Source organism: Paenibacillus sp. JMULE4, assembly GCF_013337105.1.
Lineage (GTDB): Bacteria > Bacillota > Bacilli > Paenibacillales > NBRC-103111 > Paenibacillus_G > Paenibacillus_G naphthalenovorans.
In genome coordinates, this window is sequence record NZ_SGWF01000011.1 from 755,989 (window position 1) to 776,818 (window position 20,830).

General features: G+C 48.6%; 28 protein-coding genes and 1 tRNA gene. 26 read left to right on the plus strand and 3 right to left on the minus strand.

Annotated elements, in window-relative coordinates; all coding sequences use genetic code 11:
* Positions 1 to 41: 41 nt before the first annotated feature.
* From fni to EXW96_RS09025, 20 genes are all read left to right on the plus strand, one after another.
* A complete protein-coding gene (gene fni / locus EXW96_RS08930; protein ID WP_174350363.1) occupies positions 42 to 1,097 on the plus strand; it encodes a type 2 isopentenyl-diphosphate Delta-isomerase in 1,056 nt (351 codons plus the stop codon).
* Positions 1,098 to 1,288: 191 nt separating this feature from the next.
* Positions 1,289 to 1,789: a YphA family membrane protein gene (locus EXW96_RS08935; RefSeq protein ID WP_483874536.1), complete on the plus strand. Its 501-nt coding sequence runs from the start codon at positions 1,289 to 1,291 to the stop codon at positions 1,787 to 1,789.
* 61 nt (positions 1,790 to 1,850) lie between these two features.
* Entirely contained in the window at positions 1,851 to 2,075 is a 225-nt protein-coding gene (locus tag EXW96_RS08940; protein WP_174350092.1) for a hypothetical protein, read from the plus strand.
* Positions 2,068 to 2,259: a capping complex subunit for YIEGIA gene (locus EXW96_RS08945; RefSeq protein ID WP_174350365.1), complete on the plus strand. Its 192-nt coding sequence runs from the start codon at positions 2,068 to 2,070 to the stop codon at positions 2,257 to 2,259. Before EXW96_RS08940 ends, EXW96_RS08945 begins: the two co-directional genes overlap by 8 nt.
* 241 nt (positions 2,260 to 2,500) lie before the next feature.
* Positions 2,501 to 3,823: a ribosome biogenesis GTPase Der gene (gene der / locus EXW96_RS08950; protein WP_062410956.1), complete on the plus strand. Its 1,323-nt coding sequence runs from the start codon at positions 2,501 to 2,503 to the stop codon at positions 3,821 to 3,823.
* 14 nt (positions 3,824 to 3,837) lie between these two features.
* On the plus strand, positions 3,838 to 4,434 hold the full coding sequence (plsY, locus tag EXW96_RS08955; RefSeq protein WP_174350366.1) for a glycerol-3-phosphate 1-O-acyltransferase PlsY: 597 nt from the start codon (positions 3,838 to 3,840) through the stop codon (positions 4,432 to 4,434).
* Between the two features lie 25 nt (positions 4,435 to 4,459).
* Complete coding sequence (locus EXW96_RS08960; protein WP_174350367.1) at positions 4,460 to 5,509, plus strand: NAD(P)H-dependent glycerol-3-phosphate dehydrogenase; 1,050 nt, start codon at positions 4,460 to 4,462, stop codon at positions 5,507 to 5,509.
* 67 nt (positions 5,510 to 5,576) lie between these two features.
* Positions 5,577 to 5,900, plus strand: a complete 324-nt coding sequence (locus tag EXW96_RS08965) for a stage VI sporulation protein F (protein WP_171005811.1) — start codon at positions 5,577 to 5,579, stop codon at positions 5,898 to 5,900.
* Between the two features lie 98 nt (positions 5,901 to 5,998).
* Positions 5,999 to 6,178, plus strand: a complete 180-nt coding sequence (locus tag EXW96_RS08970) for a DUF2768 family protein (protein ID WP_062408872.1) — start codon at positions 5,999 to 6,001, stop codon at positions 6,176 to 6,178.
* A gap of 16 nt (positions 6,179 to 6,194) precedes the next feature.
* Entirely contained in the window at positions 6,195 to 6,809 is a 615-nt protein-coding gene (locus EXW96_RS08975) for a nucleotidyltransferase domain-containing protein (RefSeq protein ID WP_137669765.1), read from the plus strand.
* 45 nt (positions 6,810 to 6,854) lie between these two features.
* Positions 6,855 to 7,205 (plus strand): 2Fe-2S iron-sulfur cluster-binding protein, encoded by a 351-nt coding sequence (locus EXW96_RS08980; protein ID WP_054818273.1) that lies wholly within the window; start codon positions 6,855 to 6,857, stop codon positions 7,203 to 7,205.
* Positions 7,205 to 7,933: a hypothetical protein gene (locus tag EXW96_RS08985; protein WP_074726804.1), complete on the plus strand. Its 729-nt coding sequence runs from the start codon at positions 7,205 to 7,207 to the stop codon at positions 7,931 to 7,933. Before EXW96_RS08980 ends, EXW96_RS08985 begins: the two co-directional genes overlap by 1 nt.
* Before the next feature lie 256 nt (positions 7,934 to 8,189).
* Positions 8,190 to 9,668 carry a stage IV sporulation protein A gene (gene spoIVA / locus EXW96_RS08990; protein ID WP_062408869.1) on the plus strand — a complete coding sequence of 493 codons (1,479 nt, stop codon included), beginning with the start codon at positions 8,190 to 8,192 and terminating at the stop codon, positions 9,666 to 9,668.
* Positions 9,669 to 9,864: 196 nt separating this feature from the next.
* Positions 9,865 to 10,140 (plus strand): HU family DNA-binding protein, encoded by a 276-nt coding sequence (locus EXW96_RS08995; RefSeq protein ID WP_062408868.1) that lies wholly within the window; start codon positions 9,865 to 9,867, stop codon positions 10,138 to 10,140.
* A gap of 357 nt (positions 10,141 to 10,497) precedes the next feature.
* Positions 10,498 to 11,568 carry an LLM class flavin-dependent oxidoreductase gene (locus EXW96_RS09000; RefSeq protein WP_074726806.1) on the plus strand — a complete coding sequence of 357 codons (1,071 nt, stop codon included), beginning with the start codon at positions 10,498 to 10,500 and terminating at the stop codon, positions 11,566 to 11,568.
* Positions 11,569 to 11,692: 124 nt separating this feature from the next.
* Positions 11,693 to 12,169, plus strand: coding sequence for a flavin reductase family protein (locus EXW96_RS09005; RefSeq protein ID WP_074726807.1), 477 nt, complete (start codon positions 11,693 to 11,695; stop codon positions 12,167 to 12,169).
* A 228-nt stretch (positions 12,170 to 12,397) separates the two neighbouring features.
* Complete coding sequence (locus EXW96_RS09010; protein ID WP_174350368.1) at positions 12,398 to 13,165, plus strand: alpha/beta hydrolase; 768 nt, start codon at positions 12,398 to 12,400, stop codon at positions 13,163 to 13,165.
* 508 nt (positions 13,166 to 13,673) lie between these two features.
* Positions 13,674 to 15,185 (plus strand): sigma-54-dependent Fis family transcriptional regulator, encoded by a 1,512-nt coding sequence (locus tag EXW96_RS09015; RefSeq protein ID WP_174350369.1) that lies wholly within the window; start codon positions 13,674 to 13,676, stop codon positions 15,183 to 15,185.
* Complete coding sequence (locus EXW96_RS09020; RefSeq protein ID WP_483874537.1) at positions 15,086 to 15,535, plus strand: AAA-type ATPase lid domain-containing protein; 450 nt, start codon at positions 15,086 to 15,088, stop codon at positions 15,533 to 15,535. The genes EXW96_RS09015 and EXW96_RS09020 overlap by 100 nt, the downstream gene beginning before the upstream one ends.
* 96 nt (positions 15,536 to 15,631) lie before the next feature.
* On the plus strand, positions 15,632 to 15,781 hold the full coding sequence (locus EXW96_RS09025; protein WP_174350371.1) for a hypothetical protein: 150 nt from the start codon (positions 15,632 to 15,634) through the stop codon (positions 15,779 to 15,781).
* A 37-nt stretch (positions 15,782 to 15,818) separates the two neighbouring features.
* On the opposite strand, the gene EXW96_RS27400 is transcribed toward EXW96_RS09025, so the two are convergent.
* Together EXW96_RS27400 and EXW96_RS28040 are read right to left on the minus strand one after the other, a co-directional pair.
* Positions 15,819 to 16,022 (minus strand): YbaK/EbsC family protein, encoded by a 204-nt coding sequence (locus tag EXW96_RS27400; protein ID WP_254611289.1) that lies wholly within the window; start codon positions 16,020 to 16,022, stop codon positions 15,819 to 15,821.
* Between the two features lie 103 nt (positions 16,023 to 16,125).
* Positions 16,126 to 16,260 (minus strand): hypothetical protein, encoded by a 135-nt coding sequence (locus EXW96_RS28040; protein WP_302621111.1) that lies wholly within the window; start codon positions 16,258 to 16,260, stop codon positions 16,126 to 16,128.
* Positions 16,261 to 16,522: 262 nt separating this feature from the next.
* Here EXW96_RS28040 and EXW96_RS09035 point away from each other — a divergent pair.
* Both EXW96_RS09035 and EXW96_RS09040 read left to right on the plus strand, forming a co-directional pair.
* Positions 16,523 to 16,596: transfer RNA gene (locus tag EXW96_RS09035), tRNA-Pro, on the plus strand.
* Positions 16,597 to 16,808: 212 nt separating this feature from the next.
* Entirely contained in the window at positions 16,809 to 17,729 is a 921-nt protein-coding gene (locus EXW96_RS09040) for a phosphatase PAP2 family protein (protein ID WP_074726809.1), read from the plus strand.
* 24 nt (positions 17,730 to 17,753) lie between these two features.
* Here EXW96_RS09040 and EXW96_RS09045 read toward each other — a convergent pair whose 3' ends face one another.
* A complete protein-coding gene (locus EXW96_RS09045) occupies positions 17,754 to 17,978 on the minus strand; it encodes an antibiotic biosynthesis monooxygenase family protein (RefSeq protein ID WP_174350372.1) in 225 nt (74 codons plus the stop codon).
* A 298-nt stretch (positions 17,979 to 18,276) separates the two neighbouring features.
* Here EXW96_RS09045 and mtrB point away from each other — a divergent pair, with 298 nt between their 5' ends.
* The 4 genes from mtrB to EXW96_RS09065 all read left to right on the plus strand — a co-directional run bounded on the left by mtrB (position 18,277) and on the right by EXW96_RS09065 (position 20,823).
* Positions 18,277 to 18,498 (plus strand): trp RNA-binding attenuation protein MtrB, encoded by a 222-nt coding sequence (gene mtrB / locus EXW96_RS09050; RefSeq protein ID WP_137669762.1) that lies wholly within the window; start codon positions 18,277 to 18,279, stop codon positions 18,496 to 18,498.
* Positions 18,499 to 18,599: 101 nt separating this feature from the next.
* The gene (locus tag EXW96_RS09055) at positions 18,600 to 19,121 is read left to right on the plus strand and encodes a hypothetical protein (RefSeq protein WP_062408861.1); all 522 of its coding nucleotides are present in this window, start codon (positions 18,600 to 18,602) and stop codon (positions 19,119 to 19,121) included.
* Between the two features lie 90 nt (positions 19,122 to 19,211).
* The gene (locus tag EXW96_RS09060; RefSeq protein ID WP_174350373.1) at positions 19,212 to 20,075 is read left to right on the plus strand and encodes a heptaprenyl diphosphate synthase component 1; all 864 of its coding nucleotides are present in this window, start codon (positions 19,212 to 19,214) and stop codon (positions 20,073 to 20,075) included.
* A gap of 13 nt (positions 20,076 to 20,088) precedes the next feature.
* The gene (locus tag EXW96_RS09065) at positions 20,089 to 20,823 is read left to right on the plus strand and encodes a demethylmenaquinone methyltransferase (protein ID WP_174350374.1); all 735 of its coding nucleotides are present in this window, start codon (positions 20,089 to 20,091) and stop codon (positions 20,821 to 20,823) included.
* Positions 20,824 to 20,830: the final 7 nt, after the last annotated feature.

Consider the following 20,830-nt stretch of genomic DNA (forward strand, 5'->3'; position numbering starts at 1 on the left):
ATCTCAAGAAATGAGGAATACGGGTGCGCATATCAAGGAAGATGGAGCATGTACATCATGCTCTGCAGCTTGGTCATAGCGATGAGCATGGCTTTCGCGATATCAAGCTGATCCATAATTGTCTCCCGGGCATTTCTTCGGACCAGATATCGTTACAAACCTCAATCGGCGAACTCAATTTGAGCTCGCCGATTGTCATTAATGCGATGACCGGAGGAGCTCATGAGACGGAAGAAATTAACAGGGAACTGGCAGCGGCGGCGAGAGAGACGGGACTCGCTATGGCCGTCGGCTCTCAAATGTCGGCGATCAAGAATCCGGAAGTGGAATCCAGTTACCGTGTTGTCCGCAAGGTAAATCCGGGAGGAATCGTTTTCGGGAATTTAGGGAGCGAAGCGACGCTGGAGCAAGCTTTACGCGCTGTGGACATGCTTCGGGCAGACGCTCTGCAGATTCATTTGAACGTGATGCAGGAGCTGATTATGCCGGAAGGTGACCGGGAATTCTGCGGGGTGCTGGAAAGGATCCGAACGATTGTCGATCAAGTCGGCGTGCCTGTCATGGTAAAAGAAGTCGGCTTCGGCATGGTCAAGGAAAGCGCGGAGGCTTTGTTTCAATGCGGTGTACGAATAATCGATGTAGGGGGTGCAGGCGGTACCAATTTCGCTGCCATAGAGAATGCACGACGCCGTGTTCCTATGGATTGGCTGAATGATTGGGGCTGCAAGACAACGATCGCACTTCTTGAAGTGTTGGAAGCTAAGCATCGGAATCAAATTGACGCCTCTATTATTGCCGCGGGAGGGATCTCCCGGACGCTGGAGGTTTGCAAAGCTTTAACCCTTGGCGCATCCGCTGTAGGCATGGCAGGATCTCTCTTGAAAGTGCTGCGCGAACAAGGAACGGAGGCGCTTGTGACCCACATCGTGACGCTCCATGAAGAACTTCGTCTCCTGATGACGGCGATGGGTGCAGACTCCATAGAACGTTTGCATGAGATGCCGGTAGTGATAACGGGAGAAACGGCGGAGTGGTGCGCCGCTCGCGGGGTGGATATAAGCTCTTACGCTTTGCGTACGGGATACCGAAAAGTTTGATTAAAACCAAATATGGAAAGCCATACTAAGGTAAAGAGCTGGGTGTTTACATTTGGGGTGGTGCGAATGAACGCGGGCTATCTGTCCTTATTATTGATTGTTGTATCGCTGATTTTGTTCGCCAGTGGCTGGAAAGAGATTATATTAAGAGGTATTACTCATCTGAGTCTACTTCTTTTTTTATTGCTTGGCTGCTTTTACTGGGCTGGAGCTTTACGCTGGATCAATGGCGGATATTCGGCTGCGTTCCTTTACTTTTGGCGGTGTCGTTTCTGGTTATTATGCGAACCCGGGGAATGCTGCTGCGTTTTCATCTATTCTCCGTAGGACTATTGCTCGGGTCGGTTTTTTTCTTTTTGAAGGAAACCATCCATCTGATGCCGGCGATGATCATTCTTAATCCAGAGTGGACGATGGCGATAATCAATGGTTTGCTCGTTTCTGCACTGGTGCGCTGGCCTGCTTTCCAGGTAGCCGCTTTGTCTCTGGGGCTGCTTATTGGAGAGGGAATGTACGCCTATTCCCATCGGGAACAAACGGATATGGTGATAGGTCATGCGGGGTTTCAGGATGTATGGTGGTTGACCCTCTATGCGGCAAGAGGAAGCTCGCTTGTGTTGGAGTCAGCGGCTGCAGGATGCAAAAAAGCGTATTATTATGTTTGGAATGCTATACGGGAGCGCAAGGAGTAAGGGACTTCAACACATTGGTGAATCTGGGCCGGTCAAAAAATCCGGAAGGAAGTGGATTGAAATGTGGGCTTGGATCGTTGAGCAAAAGTATACCGTAGGGATTGTCTTGGGCGTATTGTTTGGGGTAGCCGCCCGGCTTGCCGTGCTACTCCTTCCTCAAGAACGGAATCCCGAGAAAGCGCGAAGGGTGGCCATGAGCTCGCCAATTTTGGAGTGTGCTGTACGGATGCCGAGTGAAGCGGATAGGAAAGACGAATGGGAAGGCGGGAGCGCGAACAATGGGTAAAATCGTGGGCGTGGTGACGATGTACAAAAATAAGGTAGGCGGAGGAGCTCCGATCTTTATTGTAGATAATCCGGATGAACAACAGGATGTAGCGTTTAAGCTGGAGAAAATGTTGGATGCCTCCGCTCATGATTTGCAGAATGGGACATTCATCATCGTCGATCATAAAGCTTATCATGATTAGCGATGTCTCATTTCATTTACTTGCTTGCTATATTTTGTTATAATATCATAGCTTGCGAGCATGGCTCGGAAGCTATGATATTGCGCCAAAAACTACCGCTATACGCGGTCGCTCATCTTCGAATTGCATCGATGGTTTTTGGCTTAATGACCCAAGTTTGCAGAATGGCTCGCATGCTATGATATTGCGCCAAAAACTACCGCTATACGCGTATCACATTATATATAAGGGAATGAAGTGCATGGCAAGACCAATCGTAGCCATCGTCGGGCGGCCTAATGTAGGAAAATCGACGATATTCAATCGTATCATCGGCGATAAGCTGGCGATCGTTGAAGATAAGCCAGGGGTAACCCGCGATCGCCTGTACGGTACAGGGGAATGGCTGAACAGGGAATTTAGCGTCATCGATACCGGCGGGATTGAAATTGATGGCGAAGATCATATTTTGCGCTCCGTTCGCGCGCAAGCGGAGCTCGCTATTGAGGAAGCGGACGTCATTATCTTTATGGTCGATGCGAAAGCAGGGATCACCCCGGCTGACAGCGAGGTTGCAGAACTGTTGTTCCGGGCGAAAAAGCCTGTCGTCGTCGCCGTGAATAAAGTAGATAATTTACAGCGCATGGACGATATCTATGAGTTTTACAGTCTCGGATTCGGAGAAGTCGTGGGCATTTCCGGTTCTCACGGCACAGGCATCGGCGATTTGCTGGAAGAGGTGACTAAACATTTTCCGGATACCTCGGATGAGGAGTATGGAGAGGACGTCATCCGGGTGGCGCTGATCGGCCGTCCGAATGTCGGCAAGTCTTCTTTGGTCAATGCGATTCTTGGGGAAGAGCGGGTTATTGTCAGTGATGTGGCCGGCACGACACGGGATGCGATCGATACGCCATTCGAGAAGGATGGGCAGAAGTACGTCATTATTGACACGGCGGGTATGCGTAAACGAGGCAAGGTATACGAGACGACGGAGAAGTACAGCGTGATGCGGGCCATGAAAGCCATTGAACGGGCCGATGTTGTTCTGATCGTGATCGATGGGCAGGAAGGAATTATCGAGCAGGACAAACATATCGCAGGATATGCGCATGAGGCGGGGAAAGCGGCGATTTTCGTAGTGAATAAATGGGATATCGTCGAGAAGGATGACAAAACGATGCACCAGTTTACCCAGAAAATCCGCGATCACTTTTTATTCATGACTTATGCGCCCGTCGTGTTCCTTTCGGCCAAAACCAAACAAAGATTGCATAAGCTGTTTCCCATGGTGAATCATGTTGCGGAGCAGCATACGCTTCGGATTCAAACCCATGTCCTCAACGATGTGGTATCGGATGCCGTTGCCATTAATCCGCCTCCGACGGATAAAGGAAAGCGCCTGAAAATTAATTACGCTACCCAGGTGGCGGTTAAGCCTCCGACGATCGTCTTTTTTGTCAATGATCCCGAGCTTATGCATTTTTCTTATCAACGGTATTTGGAAAATAAAATCCGCAGTGCTTTCGGTTTTGAAGGAACACCCGTTCGGATGTTTACTCGGCGCAAGTCTGAAGAAGGGTAGGAGAACGTGTCTTGATGAGCTTATTGTCACTTGTGATCGGGTATTTGCTTGGCTCGGTAAGCTTCAGCTGTTTAGCCGGCAAATTGCTGAAGGGAATTGACATCCGTCAGCACGGGAGCGGGAATGCCGGGGCCACCAATACGATGCGTGTTCTTGGCAAAGGTCCGGGAATTACCGTGCTGCTGCTGGATGTGATCAAAGGGATGAGCGCCGTATGGATCGGCAGCTATTTAAGCGGCGGCAGTTCCCTATTCGAAGTACTGGCAGGAATCAGCGTCATCGTCGGACATAACTGGCCGATCTTTTTTGGCTTCCGCGGCGGCAAGGGAATAGCGACAACCATCGGAGTGATGGCGACGCTTGCCTTTTTTCCAGCGCTCTATGCCGGAATCATTGCCATATTATCCATCGTATTGACCAGATACGTTTCATTAGGCTCGCTTTTGTTTACTGCTCTCTTACCGATTTTTATCTGGTTTATGGGCCTGCCTAATGAAATATTAGTGCTCAGTTTGCTTCTTTTTGTTTTTGCGTGGTTTAAACACCGGAGCAATATCGTGAAGCTGCTAAAAGGAAATGAAAATAAGCTTGGTGCCAAAAAGCAACTTTAATCCTATGCTAAAGAGGTGTTCGTACATGCCTGATTCCGGCAAAGTTGCGGTGTTGGTCGCAGGAAGCTGGGGAACCGCGATTGCCTCGGTGCTTGCGGAGAACGGCCGTCAGGTCTGCCTGTGGTCCCGAAACGAGAACCAGGTGGAGGAGATTAACACGGAGCATCGCAACCGCCGTTTTTTACATGACGTGGAGCTATCCCCTCTCATTCGGGCAACGAACTCCATGGAGGAAGCGGTAAACGGCGCGGAGGCCGTGTTCATTGTTTCTCCATCATCGGCGATGAGGGAGATTGCCTCCGCTTTGAAGTCCTATGTAAATGAAGAAACGTTGTTAATCCACGCAACCAAAGGGTTTGAGTCAGGTACCTTGAAACGGATGAGCGAGGTTCTGAAGGATGAGCTGCCAATGTATGACCCAAATCGGATCGTTGTATTGTCCGGGCCGAGCCATGCGGAAGAAGTGATAGAGCGTTGTCCGACTACGGTTGTCGTGGCTGCGCATGATAAAGCAGCGGCTGAAAAAGCTCAAGACCTGCTGATTAACTCGTATTTCCGCGTCTATACGAATCCGGATGTGGTAGGGGTTGAAGTAGGAGGCGCACTCAAAAATATTATTGCATTGGGAGCCGGTCTCTCCGACGGCCTTGGCTTCGGGGATAATGCGAAGGCGGCGCTTCTTACCCGCGGACTGGCCGAAATCGCAAGACTTGGTACGGCTATGGGCGGAAGCCCGCTGACGTTTGCAGGTTTAGCCGGGATCGGGGATTTGGTAGTGACTTGTACCAGCCGGCACAGCCGCAACTGGCGGGCCGGTTCGATGCTGGCCAAGGGGCTTTCCCTTGAGGAGGTTCTTGCGCAGATGGGGATGGTGGTAGAAGGAGTAAAGACGACGCAAGCTGCCTATCTGTTGGCTCGCAAACACGGGATTACCATGCCGATTACAGATGAGCTGCATCAGGTTTTATTTGACGGTAAAGACCCCAAGACGGCGGTAGAGGATCTGATGGGCCGCGGTCCTACACATGAAATCGAGGAAGTGGCCAAGCAGTTGCAAACGGATTGGCTGTGTTGAGGCTTCCGCCTACACGGGTCTAGCAAAAGATACATATAATACCTCAGACTGAAACTTTAGTCCGGCCATGCGGACTATTGTGGTCATTTTCTGTCTGAGGAGGTCGAAATTATTGACTGGCAAGAACACGCCCAAAGAAGTGCTCAATGTCGTGAAAAAGAAGACCGGTAAAAGTGTTTCGGAAAAGGATATATATAAGCTGGCCAGCGGCGTTAAACCGTCAACCATGCAAAGTGAAGCTCAACTGAGAAAGCTGATCAAACAGGTAGCGGGCTTGGTGAACATCCCTGTATCGGAACAAACCACGAAAGAACTCATTCAAGCGATCAAAAGCAGTAAGATGGACCCGAATAATATGGAACAGCTCATGAAAAACATCATGAAAAAGTAACAGTTTTATGGCATAAGCTGCCGTACAAGGGCGCTTGTGCTTTTTTTGTGTTATGATGTAATTATCTATGCAGCATTTTTGGGGGTTGAGGAATTGATATGTCGCCATTGGACAAGATGTGGGCATCTTTTGTTGCCATCGGCTTGATGGTAGTTGCTTCACTGCTGATCACGTATGCAAGAAACAAAACGACCGGCGTGGTCCGGTTTATTTTATCGCTTATTGCTTTTTTAATGTTTATCCCGATCCTGCTCTACATGTTTGTATCCATAATGTAGGGGAGAGACGGAAGCCGTGATAAAATATCAGAACGTCATAACCGCACCGGAGCCGCTTCATAGTGCTCTTAAAGAGCTTGTTGCATCCACCCGTCATATGAACCTGACATGGCTGGTCGGAGGAAGTACGGGGCTGATGCTGCAAGGTGCTGCCCTGTCAGCCGCTCCGCGGGATTTGGATTTGTATATTGATCGCGAGCAGGCGCCTGTCATGCACAAGGCGTTGGCGCATTTTTCCACCGATGAGCAGATCGAAAGCGAGACGGCGATCTACAGCTCGATTCTGAGTCATTATGAGGTCGCGGGAGTCAAGGTGGAATTGGTAGGCGCATTCGAAGTGCGGGCCATGGACAGCGTATATCGGGTAGAAGCCGGTTACTTGGCGGCGGAGCATGCGGTGAGGGGGTCATTACACGACGGGACCGTCATCCATCTTATGCCGCTTATGCACGAAATGATTTTTAATATGCTGAGAAACCGTCCGGACCGCTATCATGCGATTGCAGACATTTGCCGTAAAAGTGGATTGGACATTCACAGGACTGTTTTGGAAAAGCTGGCGGAACGCAATCAGTTCAGTGCCGAGCTGATTGCGCGTTTAAAGCAGCTATTAGAATATACTGGGGAATAAGAAAGTTCTTAGGCCGTGTTCTAACTCAATGAAGGAGGCCGTGATATGGCATCGGAAATCACTTTTATGCCGGATGACAAGTCGATTCAAGCGAGGCCCGGCACCACGGTTCTCGATGCGGCCCGGAAGGCTCGTGTGCACATTCGAACTCGATGCAGCGGCAAAGCCGCTTGCCTGATGTGCAAGGTAAGAGTCATTGCAGGCGGCGAAACGGGTTTGAAGGCGATGAACGTAAATGAACGTTTGAAGCTGGGAAGCCTTTATGAAGAAGGATATCGGTTAGCCTGTCAGGCCAAATTAAGCGGCCAGGAACCCGTAACCGTCTTTGTCCCGGAGGATCCGCTGAAAAGTGCGATACGCCGTCAGTTGGAAAAACAGCAGGAGGAGGAATGGTAATGAGATTATGGCGTCTTTTTGGGACGCTGCTGCTGTCGGCCGTCTTGCTTAGCGGCTGCTTGTACCCTAAGGAACTGCGTAAGGAAAACCAGATGGCGAGCGGTGAATACGTCATGGTTGTACAGAACGCGATTGATCAATACAAAGCGAAGACAGGGGTACTGCCTATCAAAAACAGCACCGAAAATACACCGATCTATGAGAAATATCCGGTTGATTTTAGAAAGCTTCAGGGTCCCTATCTCAGCTCTATCCCGGTTAATGCCTTTGAGAACGGCGGCACCGCTGCCTATGTTCTTGTCGATGTGGAAACAAAGCCTGCGGTAAAAATGATGGATATTCCTTCATTTCAAAAAACATTGGATCTTCAGAAGGCCGTTGACGAATACAAGATCAAATCAGGAGGCAAGCTTCCGCTGGGGGAAGAAATTTCTCCGGGCTTTTATACCATTGATTACAAAATATTAAACCGCAAGGCGGAAGAAACGGCAAGCATGTATTCACCCGCGATTAAGCTGCCTTTTATCATCCAGGATTCCGGACAAGTCTGGATTGACTACGCGATTGAAATTATGCGGCTGATTGACAGCAAACAGCTGCAGAATCAACTGGACGGTATACAGGATCTTCGAGTGCTGTTGGTACAGGATTCTTATTTCGTCCCCGCCCGCTCTGTTGCTTATCAATGGAAAAACGGTCGTCCTGTTCCCACAGCCGCGCATTTTTGACTATCACCTCTATGAACCTTTTATAAAAGGTCATAGAGGTTTTTCTTTTTCCAAAAAGATAGAATAAAGACTCTCCTGCAAACATATATTTTTCAGGAATGAAAGCTGTGGCGTCTTGCGGAAAACAAGGCAGGCCAAAGAGTGACGAAAATATTTTATGCTCTTGCCATCATATTTTGCTCTGTCATACATATATTTGTACTAGACCGTAGCATGTACGAGTTTCGTCTTAAACAACCTGTAGGAGGGATTCTCATTGGAAAAAGTGGATATCTTTAAGGACATTGCAGAGCGTACTGGCGGGGATATTTACCTGGGGGTCGTTGGAGCGGTCCGTACGGGAAAATCAACGTTCATCAAGCGCTTTATGGAGTCGATCGTGCTGCCGAACATTCAAAGCGAAGCCGATCGTGCCCGGGCAACCGACGAGCTGCCGCAAAGCGCAGCGGGCCGTACCATCATGACGACGGAGCCGAAATTCGTACCAAACAATGCGGTGCAGCTGCATGTTGCGGAAGGGCTGAATGTTAACGTTCGTCTGGTTGATTGTGTCGGGTATGTAGTCGAGGGGGCAAAAGGCTATGAGGATGAGAATGGACCTCGTATGATCAACACGCCTTGGTTCGACGAGGCCATCCCGTTTCAGGAAGCCGCGGAAATCGGGACGCGCAAAGTGATCCAAGAGCATGCGACGCTTGGCGTTGTGATTACGACAGACGGCTCCATCGCCGAAATTCCCCGGGCTTCGTATATAGAAGCGGAAGAGCGTATCATCAATGAACTGAAGGAAGTCGGAAAGCCGTTCATTGTCATTGTCAACTCCACCAAACCGCAGAGCGAAGCGGTGCTGGAGCTGCGCAGCGAGCTGCAGGCGAGGCATGACGTGCCTGTCGTAGCCATGAGCGTAGCCAATATGAATGAAGATGATATGATGTCCGTACTCCGTGAAGTGCTGTATGAGTTCCCGGTACATGAAGTGAATGTCAATCTGCCGGGCTGGGTTATGGTTCTGGGTGATAATCACTGGCTTCGCACGAGCTTTGAAAGCTCCGTTCGTGAAACGGTACAGGACATTCGCAGGCTGCGTGACGTGGATCGTGTCGTTGCGGGCTTCGAGGAATATGAATTTATTGATAAAGCCGCTTTGGCTGGAATGAATATGGGGCAGGGCGTGGCAGAGATTGATTTGTACGCTCCGGATGAGCTGTACGACCGTATCCTGATGGAAGTCGTCGGTGTGGAAATCCGCGGCAAGGACCATTTGCTCCAGCTGATGCAGGAATTCACTCATGCCAAACGGGAGTACGATCATTTTGCCGAGGCGCTGGAGATGGTCAAAACGACCGGCTATGGTATTGCTCCGCCGACGCTTCAGGAGATGGCGCTTGACGAGCCGGAGCTGATTCGCCAAGGCTCCCGGTTCGGGGTAAGGCTTAAGGCCACCGCGCCGTCGATTCATATGATTCGTGTGGATGTGGAGTCGGAATTCTCGCCGATCATCGGGACAGAAAAGCAGAGTGAGGAGCTGGTCCGTTATTTGATGCAGGATTTTGAAGACAACCCGCTCAAAATTTGGGAGTCCGACATCTTTGGCCGTTCTCTTCATTCCATCGTACGGGAAGGCATCCAAGGCAAGCTGGCGATGATGCCGGACAATGCCCGTTACAAGCTTCAAGAAACGCTTGGACGTATTATCAACGAAGGCTCGGGCGGTCTGATTGCCATCATTCTGTAACGAATTTGACTATTTTCGCTAAAAAATGCACTCCAAAGGGTGCATTTTTTGTCTTTTTACTTGAAAATACCTTAGTGCTGTATTAATATAAATCTTGATTTCCTTGTTGTAAACGTAATCTACGTATATTTTTTAATGAAACGGTTAACAAAGAGAGTAACGGCATAATCGATGATTTCGGGAGGAGGTGAATCGCATGAATAAATCCGATTTGATCAACAAGGTAGCTGAAACAAGCGAGTTGTCTAAGAAAGACGCAACCAAAGCTGTTGAAGCTGTATTTGAGGCCATCTCCGAAGCGTTGCAAAACGGGGAGAAGGTACAATTGGTCGGATTTGGTAACTTCGAAGTTCGTGAGCGTTCCGCCCGCAAAGGTCGCAACCCGCAAACTGGTGAAGAAATCGAAATCCCTTCCAGCAAAATTCCGGCTTTCAAGCCAGGTAAAGCTTTGAAAGACTTAGCAAACAATTAATAATTTAGTCATATCAAGTGAATGTACATACTGTAAAGAGTGTAGAATTGCAGTAAAATTCTTCTTCAGAAAAAGAGCGACAGGCTGATGCCTTGTTGCTCTTTTTGTTTTTTACCATGGTTGATCCCTTAAGGTGATTTTCCATACATGAACATTATGGGACACAATGGGACGGCTAAGCCATTTTTTGTATCAACATGACAATGGCAGCTGCATCAGGCAGTTGATTTATCCGGCGGATGACGGGCTGAATGCTTTGGCACGAATATTGCTCACTAAAATTAAGCAAGCGGGAGTCCATCTACAGATCTTCCTTCCCGTAGAGCAAACATCCCAAGCCCTTAAGGAGGAATTTGTATGAATTTCGGATTGTTTCTAATGCCTTCCCATCCCCCGGAAAGAAACCGGTACGATGCAGCCCAATGGGATTTAGATGTCATCCAGTGGGCGGATCAATTAGGATTTTCAGAAGTATGGATAGGGGAACATTTCTCCTCGCCCTGGGAACCCGTGCCTTCTCCCGATCTTATTATAGCTCAGGCATTGCAGCGTACAGAACGGATCAAACTGGCTCCGGGGGCTCATTTGCTGCCATACCATCATCCAATCGAACTGGCCCACCGTCTTGCCTACCTTGACCATTTGGCGCAAGGAAGACTTATGTTAGGAGTAGGCGCAGGCGGACTGCTCGGTGACGGTACGCTGTTCGATGTAGACATACCGGCTGGAGAAAACCGGAAAATGATGAATGAAGCTTTTGACATCATGCTGAAGCTTTGGACCGAACAAGAGCCGTTTAGATTTGAGGGTCAATACTGGAACGTGAACACGCACATCGGCGGAAATTTGCTGAAATTTCACATGTACCCTTATCAGAAGCCGCATATGCCGATCGGCATTACAGGGCTTAGCCCGGGCTCTCCGACACTGAAGCTTTGCGGCGAGCGAGGGTACATTCCGATGAGTCTCGGCTTTAAAAACGAGTATATTGCCAGCCATTGGGACTCGGTAGTCGAAGGGGCCGCACGCACAGGGCGTACGCCGAACCGCGAGGAATGGCGGATTACCAGGGAAGTATTTGTTGCCCGGACGGATGAAGAAGCGTTGGAATGGTCGCTTGGCGGAATGATGGGACGTCAGCATAAAGAATATTGGCTGCCTACGTTCAAGGAGTTGGGCGCCTTAGATATTCTTAAGCAGGATTCCTCGGTCACAGATGATGAGGTAACGCCTGAATACATGGCGCGAACCAGCTGGCTTGTAGGTTCTCCGGATACGGTAGCCAGAAAATTGCAAGCGCTTTACGACACCGTGGGAGGCTTTGGGACGCTCCTGGTTACTACCTATGATTACCTGGATGCGCCGGAACAGTGGAAGCAGTCCATGCAGCTGTTGATGGAAGAAGTGCTGCCGCGCATCCAAAAGTGAAACAACCTTTGTGAATAAGCCTTATGCTCATGGGTGTCTAGAAGACCGATAGCCGTATCCGGTACGTCTTTTAGACACCGCCTTTGTGAAGTGCCCGTACCAGGATAAAACAAGGAGGCATACGATGAATACCCATTTTGACAGCAAAGATTTTCGGGGGGCGTTAGGGATGTTCTCCACAGGGGTGACGGTTATAACTACATCGGACGGATATGCCGTTAAAGGAATGACGGCCAATGCGTTTACGTCTGTCTCGTTGGAGCCTCCGTTAGTATTGGTGTGTGTCGGTAAAAAGGCGCAAACGCATGCTTATCTCGAAAAGAATAAAACATTCGGCATCAACATCCTGAGAGAAAGCCAGCAGGAGCTGTCCGGTCATTTTGCCGGGAAATGTAAAGACTCCGTAGAAGAGCAGATCCAATATGACTATCATGAAGATATTCCTATCATCAGAGACTGCCTGGCCTCCTTAGCCTGCACGTTATGGAGAACATACGACGGCGGCGACCATACCCTGTTTGTCGGGGAGGTCAAGGCCATACAAATGGATGACGGGGATCCGTTGTTGTTTTATAAGGGGGCCTACAAAAAAATAATATAGATATGTTTTTGCGGAACGCTGAACTGTCGAATTACGGCGATGCTTGCTCCATTGCTTCCGCGGGATTCCCGGTTTTAAACATAAGTGATATCATAGAAACTGAAAGAACCGCGTCCCGTCAAGGGCAAGCCATCCGGATATAAAATTGTTTTTTGTCAGAGCCGGGTGCTCGATGTACACGCTCAATGAACCGGATGACCGAAGATGTGAAAGGAGGGGAGTAAGACGATGAAAGAACACTATTGGATCCCAAGCCGTAACAGGCGATTGTCAGCGATAGTTCATACACCCGAGCATCCCGCAGGTGACCTGCTGGTTGTGGTGTGCCATGGGTTTACAGGAGACAAAATCGGCGCGAATCAGCTTCTCCTTCGCCTTGCACTTGCCATGGAATCTGCCGGAATCCATGTGGTGCGCTTTGATTTTGCCGGCTCCGGAGAAAGCGAGGGCGAGTTTGCTTCTGATACCACGGTATCAGGGTGGAAGGAGGATTTGCGCAGCGTTATCGCATGGGCCGGACAGCAGCCGACGCTGGCCGGATTGAAGGTCTGTTTGCTGGGCCATAGTCTGGGAGGTTATTTAGCGTGTTCCTATGACGATTCAGAGGGCCAGGCGGCCGGAAAAATTGCGTTGGCGCCTGTTGTCCGGCCGGTCGAAAATTTTCAGCAGATCATCCTTGGACCTCAACTGTGGGAACAAGCGTTACGTGGAGAGACCATCGCTAATTTTTACGGAAAAGGCTTCACCTTGGACGGAGGCTTTGTACGGGACTTGCTCAAGCAGCCTGATCTGACAACAGAGCCTGGTCTGCAGGGACGATGTTTAATCGTGCATGGTGCAGCGGATATTGCTGTTCCTGTCGCAGGTTCACAGACGCTGCAGCGCGTATCCGGCAGCGGGATTGAACTTCATGTGCTGCCGGACGCCGACCATGTGTTTACAGGCCGCATCCAACAGCTGCAAACCGTGATTCTGAATTGGCTGCACAACCTTTGACAACCCGAAAGGCCGGGGTTACTCCTCAGCAGTTTGATCCGGGAATACAAATATCAATATCCGCATTACATGAAAAGCAGCTCCTTATGTCCATGGGAACCCCTACCTTCCGACATTAGGAGTTTTTGCGTTTTCCTGAAGAGAATTATTCGGGCTAGGCTGCCCTAACAACGTTGAATCAACTAAAACACGATTCATCCCATAGTATCCAAAATACTAATAATTGCATAACGCCATAAGTATGTTTATTGAAGAGATGATTCAATGCAAAATGACAGCGCTATTATTAATTGATGGTGGCAAAACCGGTTTCCCCAAGAATGGAATCGGGCCACGGGGAGGCTCTCCGAATTCCGGCAAAACCAACCGGATATGATAGCAAAGCTGGAGGAATTGTGGGTTTTTCGCAGTTTCTTTGATAAATGAATACATTATGAAAGCTCAAAGCAAGCAGAATTTATTCCGGCTTCTGACGGGAGTCTAATTATACCAGGTAGGGGGATGGTCAATGATTAACGATAAAGTCACAACCCATATATGGGATCGCTTTGTCAGAGAAGGAGTAATGGATAGGTCCAGAATAAGCAAGCGCATCTCGGAATCGTGGTTCCGCTGTCAACAAGCAGGAGTGAATCCGTCTACAGCCGAATGCAAGACGATCCTTGCCGGTGATTTACTCATCCAACAGCAGGAAAAGAATGCGGCCTTGATCGACATTGCGATACCGTATATGCAGAAAATATGCAGGATCATAGAAGGTTCGGGCTCCATCGTATTATTAAGCGATTCTAGCGGCTGCGTTCTTGAGCTTGAGGGAGACCCGGAAACCCTGCAAATGGCAAAGAAGTCCAACATCGTTAGAGGCGTAAGATGGACGGAGGATGTTGGCACGAATGCCGTTGCTACCGCACTGTGCACGGGGGAGGCTTTATTGGTAAACGGTACCGAGCATTACTCGAGTGCTTACCACCATTGCTGCTGTGCCGCTGCCCCGATATATGATGGAGGGGGTACGCTAATCGGCATCCTGAACGTTACAAGCCCCGTGCATCGTTTTCACCACTACACTTTTGGGCTGGTCGTATCGATAGCCTATAACATTGAACAGCAATGTAAAATAGCAGAACAAAACGATGAGATCGAGCTGCTTCAACATTCTATTGGCCGCATTCAAAGCGGCGGGTTGGTCGCCGTGTGCACGAATAAGCAGGAAATCGTTTTAACCAGTAATGAACTTCAATTTTCCGTTCCTCCTCACAGCAGGTTGAAGGTGGACGATATCCTTCAGGAAGGCTACAAGGAGCTATACAGGACTCCCATATCCTCTGCGAACCACGGCAGAATCATTGGATATTCCGTCTATTTTGCGGTTGGTCATCAGCAGTTCACGGTCGAGAACCAACGGAGAACAGGCTTTATTTTCCGGGGGGAATCCGGCTCGAGCAAAGCGTTTTCGCGTACGCTGCGGGAAATGGAATTAGTTGCACCCACCGATACCTCGGTTTTTTTGAACGGCGAAACCGGAACAGGGAAGGAAGTCATCGCCCGCGCTATACACGAGAACAGCTTGCGCAAGGATGCTCCGTTCATTGCTGTAAACTGCGGCGCCATTGCGCCGCAGTTGATGGAGGCCGAACTTTTCGGTTACGTGGAAGGAGCGTTCACCGGGGCAAAACGCAATGGACACAAAGGAAAATTCGAGCAGGCCAATGGCGGAACGCTGTTTCTTGATGAAATCGGGGAGATTTCGCCCGCAGTGCAGGTCGCGCTTTTACGTGTTTTGCAGGAGCGGGAGATTACACCGGTAGGCGGTGATAAAGTGATCCCGTTAAATTTCAGATTGATCACAGCAACGCATCAGGATCTTCGGGAACTGGTCAGAAAAAAGCATTTCGGGAAGATCTGTATTTCAGATTGTTTGTGTATTCCATCAATATACCTCCGCTGCGCGACCGGCGGGAGGATATCCCTCATCTGGTTAGCTATATTTGTAAAAATAACCGTTGGTCCATTCAGTTGACTGAGGACCAGATGCAAACGATGATGCGATACCATTGGCCGGGCAACATCAGAGAGCTAGTCAATGTTTTGGAGCGGTTATCCGTTTTGTCCAGGGGAGAGAATCTTTCCGGCCTGGATATCCGTTCTTTGTTCGGAAATGCATCCGACTGCGGAGAAAACCCGGATTTTGCGGAATCGCCGAATCGTGACCCGGCGGCTTTAAACTACCAGAAGCGTGTTCAAAAAGACCAGATAATATGGGCGCTGGAACAGACGGGAGGAAATGTATCCAAATCCGCGAAGCTGCTGGCCCTGCCGCGGAGTACGTTTTACCGCAGATTACGTACGTTTAAACTTGACCAGCTATAGATTTGCGGTTTGAATCGGTGAATAAGAACATCATCCTTATTCCTTAAGTGTGATGTTCCATCTCCGATGTATTGAAAATGAATGGAGGGCATCGCTATGCTTGAAATCGGCAATAGCGGCTTCAGAGCAGACGGTGAACAAGAAGGAAAAACGGCTTCCAGTCATCAAACGGATTGTTCAAATGAGAAACAGACCAGTACGATTTATTACGAAATCTTTGTCCGTTATACAGCACCGCGCTACTAAAGATAGAAGTGAAATTTTTCATGGAATTGCCACCACCTTAATCCAAATAAGCAACAACTTGATTTAGTTTTTCCAAAGCACTTGGGATTATTTTCAGTGTCGACGTCGGCTCTCCCGTACCACCATAAATAAATGGATAACGGAAAAGTCCTCTATCAACGATACAAGGCAAAGAAAGCACGATAGAGACACTGCCAACAGTGTATCCAGTTATCTCTCGGACTTCTTTTGGGCTAGCCATTTCAATTGATGGCATCCTAGAATTCCCGACACTTCTTCTAAATCTACACGCCCACGACTTCCGGAAACAATCATCGCAAAGTAGCCTTTTTCCGACTTGAGAACTAATGCAGGTGCTGTCTGACCTGTTTCAATTCCAAAAAATCCGCGCCTTCCTGTGCAGTACGAATCTGTTTTTCGTGATGAATGATTTCAAATTGAACTCCGCTTTCTTGCAAAAAGGTTCTTAAATTGTCCATAAGAAGGCTCCCCCTTTAGAATCTCTTCGAGTCATATTTTACCATAACTTACCCGCCGCGCCACATTCATGAGGGTCACTAGTGTGGATTGCGCCATGTTTCGCAGAATAATATTTATTTCGCATGAGTGCGCGTTTTAGTATTGCATGGGTGTGCGGCTACGTGCTATAATGAATCTCGCCGAATAAAGGGCGGGTGAATATGAAAATGCAGAATACCTTGTCCGACAAGCGTTTTTGAACGTAAGGCAGCGCGATGATGCCGGGGTATGGCGCAGTCTGGTAGCGCGCACCCTTGGGGTGGGTGAGGTCGTGGGTTCGAATCCCGCTACTCCGATTATTAGCAAAGATCGTTTCCAATGATGTTGGAGCGATCTTTTTTTCTTCCCAAAAAAGTTTTCAGCTGCAGGAGAAATAGCGTAATAACAACGGTCATTTATTAAAATTTCATGAAGACACTGTTTGTTCTTTTTGGTATACTAATCTCGTCTTAGTTCAGGACTAAACACAAACAATTTCATAGCACATGCAAGAGGGGAAGACCACAATATGTCAGTAAAGTGGAAGCGATGGATGGCATCACAAGATTGGGAAATGTACGGTATTCTGGCCTCGATTTTTTTGGTATGGAGAATCGGGGTGATAGGCAATTGGAGCTTCGGCTGTTGGGTACTTCTTCTCATTTGCTTGATGGGTGTACGCAAAGATCAAGTGGACATGGATTGGAAGCGTTTTTTTGTTGTGGGGATTCCTTTGCTTGGCATTTTCTATTATTTCTATGGATCCGGGAATGGATTGTGGTGGAAAATTGCCAACTGGATGTTTGAAAACAATCGTCATCCATGGAATTGGGATGCCTTTATGCGAAGTATTCCGCTGAACGACGCCGCATGGGCCAGACACTTTCACCACCCGGCTGCAGATCGGATTATGGTGTGGATCTATAATTACGGATTTGTGCTTTCCCTATGGATTTGCATTGTCCGCAGCTTCTGGACGAGAAGTGTTAAAAAAATGCTGTCGTATGCACTTTCCGGCCATTTATTGCAGTTCCCGCTGATCCTGCCGTTCTACAATTTGATTCTGCTTCGGGAAGTATGGTGGGTCAAAGGCCAGCCCGATTTGCTCAGCCGGCAGTTTGCAACGCAAAATGACCTGCTTATGAACGTCATGAACTGTTTTCCGAGCATGCATACTTCGATTTCGTTTGCAATGCTGCTTCTGGCCCTCCGCGAGAAGGACCGCCTGTTCAAATATACGATGGTTGCTTATTGTTCGGCGATCATCTTCTCTACCATGTACCTTCAGATACATTGGGTGCTCGACGTCATTGCCGGAATGGCCTTTGCATATGGGGTGGTGAAGCTGGCGGATCTGTTGATTCACTTGGCGGTCAGGCTGGTTCCGGGCCGTCTCAAAGGATTTTACACGAATAAAGACCCCTTTCAAAACAAAACGATGGCTGCCTGAATAAAGGCAGCCCAACTGCAAGACTCAATTCGTGCTTGCTTTACTTTGTGCAATTAGATGTCTCTCGTTTTGTTTCCATTGCTGTATAGCTTCGAGAGAATCCCAATAAGACACCGTGATGCCTAAACCTTCCCGGATACTTTCCACTCCCAGAAATCCGGGCTGGATTGATGCAAGCTTTAACATTTCGTCTGCCATTTCAGCATAACCATGATCTCCTTCTGTTCGTTCAGAAATTTGCAGAGCCATTCTGTTTGTTAACTTAGAAGGAAAAGCATGTTTAGCGCGACCGCATACTTTTCTTATTCGACGTTGTATTCTCTATTTCTTGCTGTCAAAATAACAGAACCAACCCCAATAATGCTCTGCAACTCCTTCGTTGCAGCCTCATTAAAACGGCCGGTCAATAGGACAATAGGACAAATGTTGTGCCTGCCGAATATCAACCATGTAATTTAACACAGCCTTTCTCTTAAAAAGTTGACATTGGCAAGTTTTTTCTGCATGATTAGGGTTATCTAAGCATAAGTGCGGGAGGACATGGCGGATGGAAACGAACCACAATGATTATTTTATCGTGAAAGCAATGGAAAACGGAGTGCAGGTGATTGGACTTACGAGAGGGCAGGATACGCGGTTTCATCATACGGAGAAGCTGGACAAAGGCGAGGTCATGATTGCCCAGTTTACAGACCATACGTCGGCGGTCAAAATCCGCGGCAAGGCTAAGATTATGACAAAGTACGGCGTAATTGATACGGAGGAATAATTTTTCGGGCAGGCGGAGGCATAGCCTGCTTTTTTTCGTTGTACAATGATAACAGACATGGATTTGGACGGGGCTGCCGTCTAAAGGAGGAAGAAGGCATAGTGAAATGGATTCCTCGTCTGTTGCTCATGACAGCGGTATCGGTCGCAGTTGCCGCCGGGTTGTCTTACTTGTCCAAGCTGGATGCCACCGTCAGCGTGTTTCGTTCTGTACAGGCACAGCCGGTCTCCGAGGCCAACATTGTGGATGTCGTATCCAAAATGCAGCTGCATCAGAGAATCCGGCGTGTGGAACTTAACCATGCGATCGTTTCCATTGATCTGCTTTCCGTTAAATCGACGGAGAAAGCAGATATTTTCGAAGATTTGTATGAAATTCCCAAGGTGATGTTCGGTTCGTCAACCAATATATATCAGGTGTTGATTCGGGTATTGGACGGCTCGCAGGAGGGAAGCGGAAGTCCCGGTCTGCTCGTTGCCGCCGATGCAAGACGTGAGAAATGGCTTGCGAACGAATCGGGGCTTCGTCCGCAAAACGCGAATGAATTGCAGCAGTTTCTCGATGCGCATTATAGAATGACCTATGCTCCGAAATGGAAGGCACGGTTTTTAGAAAAAAGCTGATCCTGGAACATGCGAAAAAAAACACTTTATGCTATACTAATTCAGATGAAGAAAGATTGAGTTATTTTTCGTTCGTTCGGAGGCTTACATATGAACTCTTATCGGATTCCGGAGATCGCTGCAAAATATTTGGAGTACGACATGATTCAAAAGCATACGGATCTGCCTCGTTTTCCCGAATTTCGCAGTCGGCTGCTGTATGCTTTTCTTGATAAACACAGTGCGTTGGCCCAACAAAGCGAACTGTTTACGCTGGTGACCTCACTTGTTCAAATCGGAATGGATACACACGACATGGTCAGCGTCAACAATGATGTGAAGGAACAGGCGGAGAGCCGTTCCAGACAGCTTAAAGTGCTGGCCGGTGATTATTTCAGCAGCCGGTTTTATTACTTGCTGTCGCATGCAGGACAAATCGATTTGATCGGTATGCTTTCCAGGGGGATTTGTGAAGTGAACCGGTTAAAAATGAATTTGTACTTGATGAAAAAGCAGCTCAAGCTGACGGCTGATGAATACATCCGCCAAATGGTTGAAGTAAAAACACAATTGTTCTTATCCTTTTCTTCTCTGCTTGAAGAGCGGTTTTACGGTATTTGGCCGGAGATTCTGAGATTGTTTACCCGCTGCGAAGTGCTGCTGCAAGAGATCATCCGCTCCGAAACGTCCCAGCATTACAGAGAGAGCTGGGGCTTTTGGCATGTGCTGCAATGGGGGACGAAGGAAGAGAAAAAGCTGCTTGAGCATGGGGAAGCAGATCAGGCGAAGCTTCGTTCGATTTGGTTGAAATACAGAGTGACCTCCCAGCTGTACCAATTGCTTGACGCCTGTTTTAAGGAATTGCAGGAAAAGCTGCAGGGGATTCAGCCGGAGAATCTCGGGAAGGAACTCAGCTCGATTGGCGAATCTTTTCGCAGCTACTTATCAGGACCGCGGGCGACGCAGGAAATTTGAGGTGACAAGCGGAATGCAAAGCAAATCCAAAGAACAATTCGTTCACTCCGTATTTGAGAGCATCGCGCCCAAGTACGACTTGATGAACGACATATTAAGCTTTCGCCGGCATAAAGCATGGAGAAGCTTTACCATGAAAAAGATGAATGTGCGGGCGGGAAGCACGGCGATTGACTTATGCTGCGGCACCTGTGACTGGACGATAAGTTTGGCGGAAGCAAGCGGGACGGGGGCAATGGTCGGACTCGATTTCAGCCAAAATATGCTTGATGTGGGCCGGGAGAAAATCCAACGGCTGGGTCTGGACAAGCAGATCCGTCTTGTTCGCGGCAACGCGATGGAACTTCCGTTTGAGGACAACACATTCGACTATGCGACCATCGGCTTTGCGCTTCGGAACGTGCCGGATCTGGTTAAGGTCATTGAAGAGATGCAGCGGGTGGTCAAGCCCGGAGGGCTGGTCGTTTCGCTGGAGCTTTCCAAACCGACTTGGCAGCCGTTCAAATCGATTTATTATTTTTATTTTCAAAAGATTTTGCCGCTGCTCGGAAAATTGATTGTAAAACGCTATGAGCAGTATAAATGGCTGCCGGAGTCCCTGGTTCACTTTCCGGATCATAAGCAGCTCGCAGAGATATTCCGGACAACCGGTCTAACGGACGTTGAGGTTTATCCTCTTACCGGGGGCATTGCGGCCCTTCATATGGGCAAGAAGCCGCAAGCGGCAATCGGAGCTGGGGGAGAATAACGACATG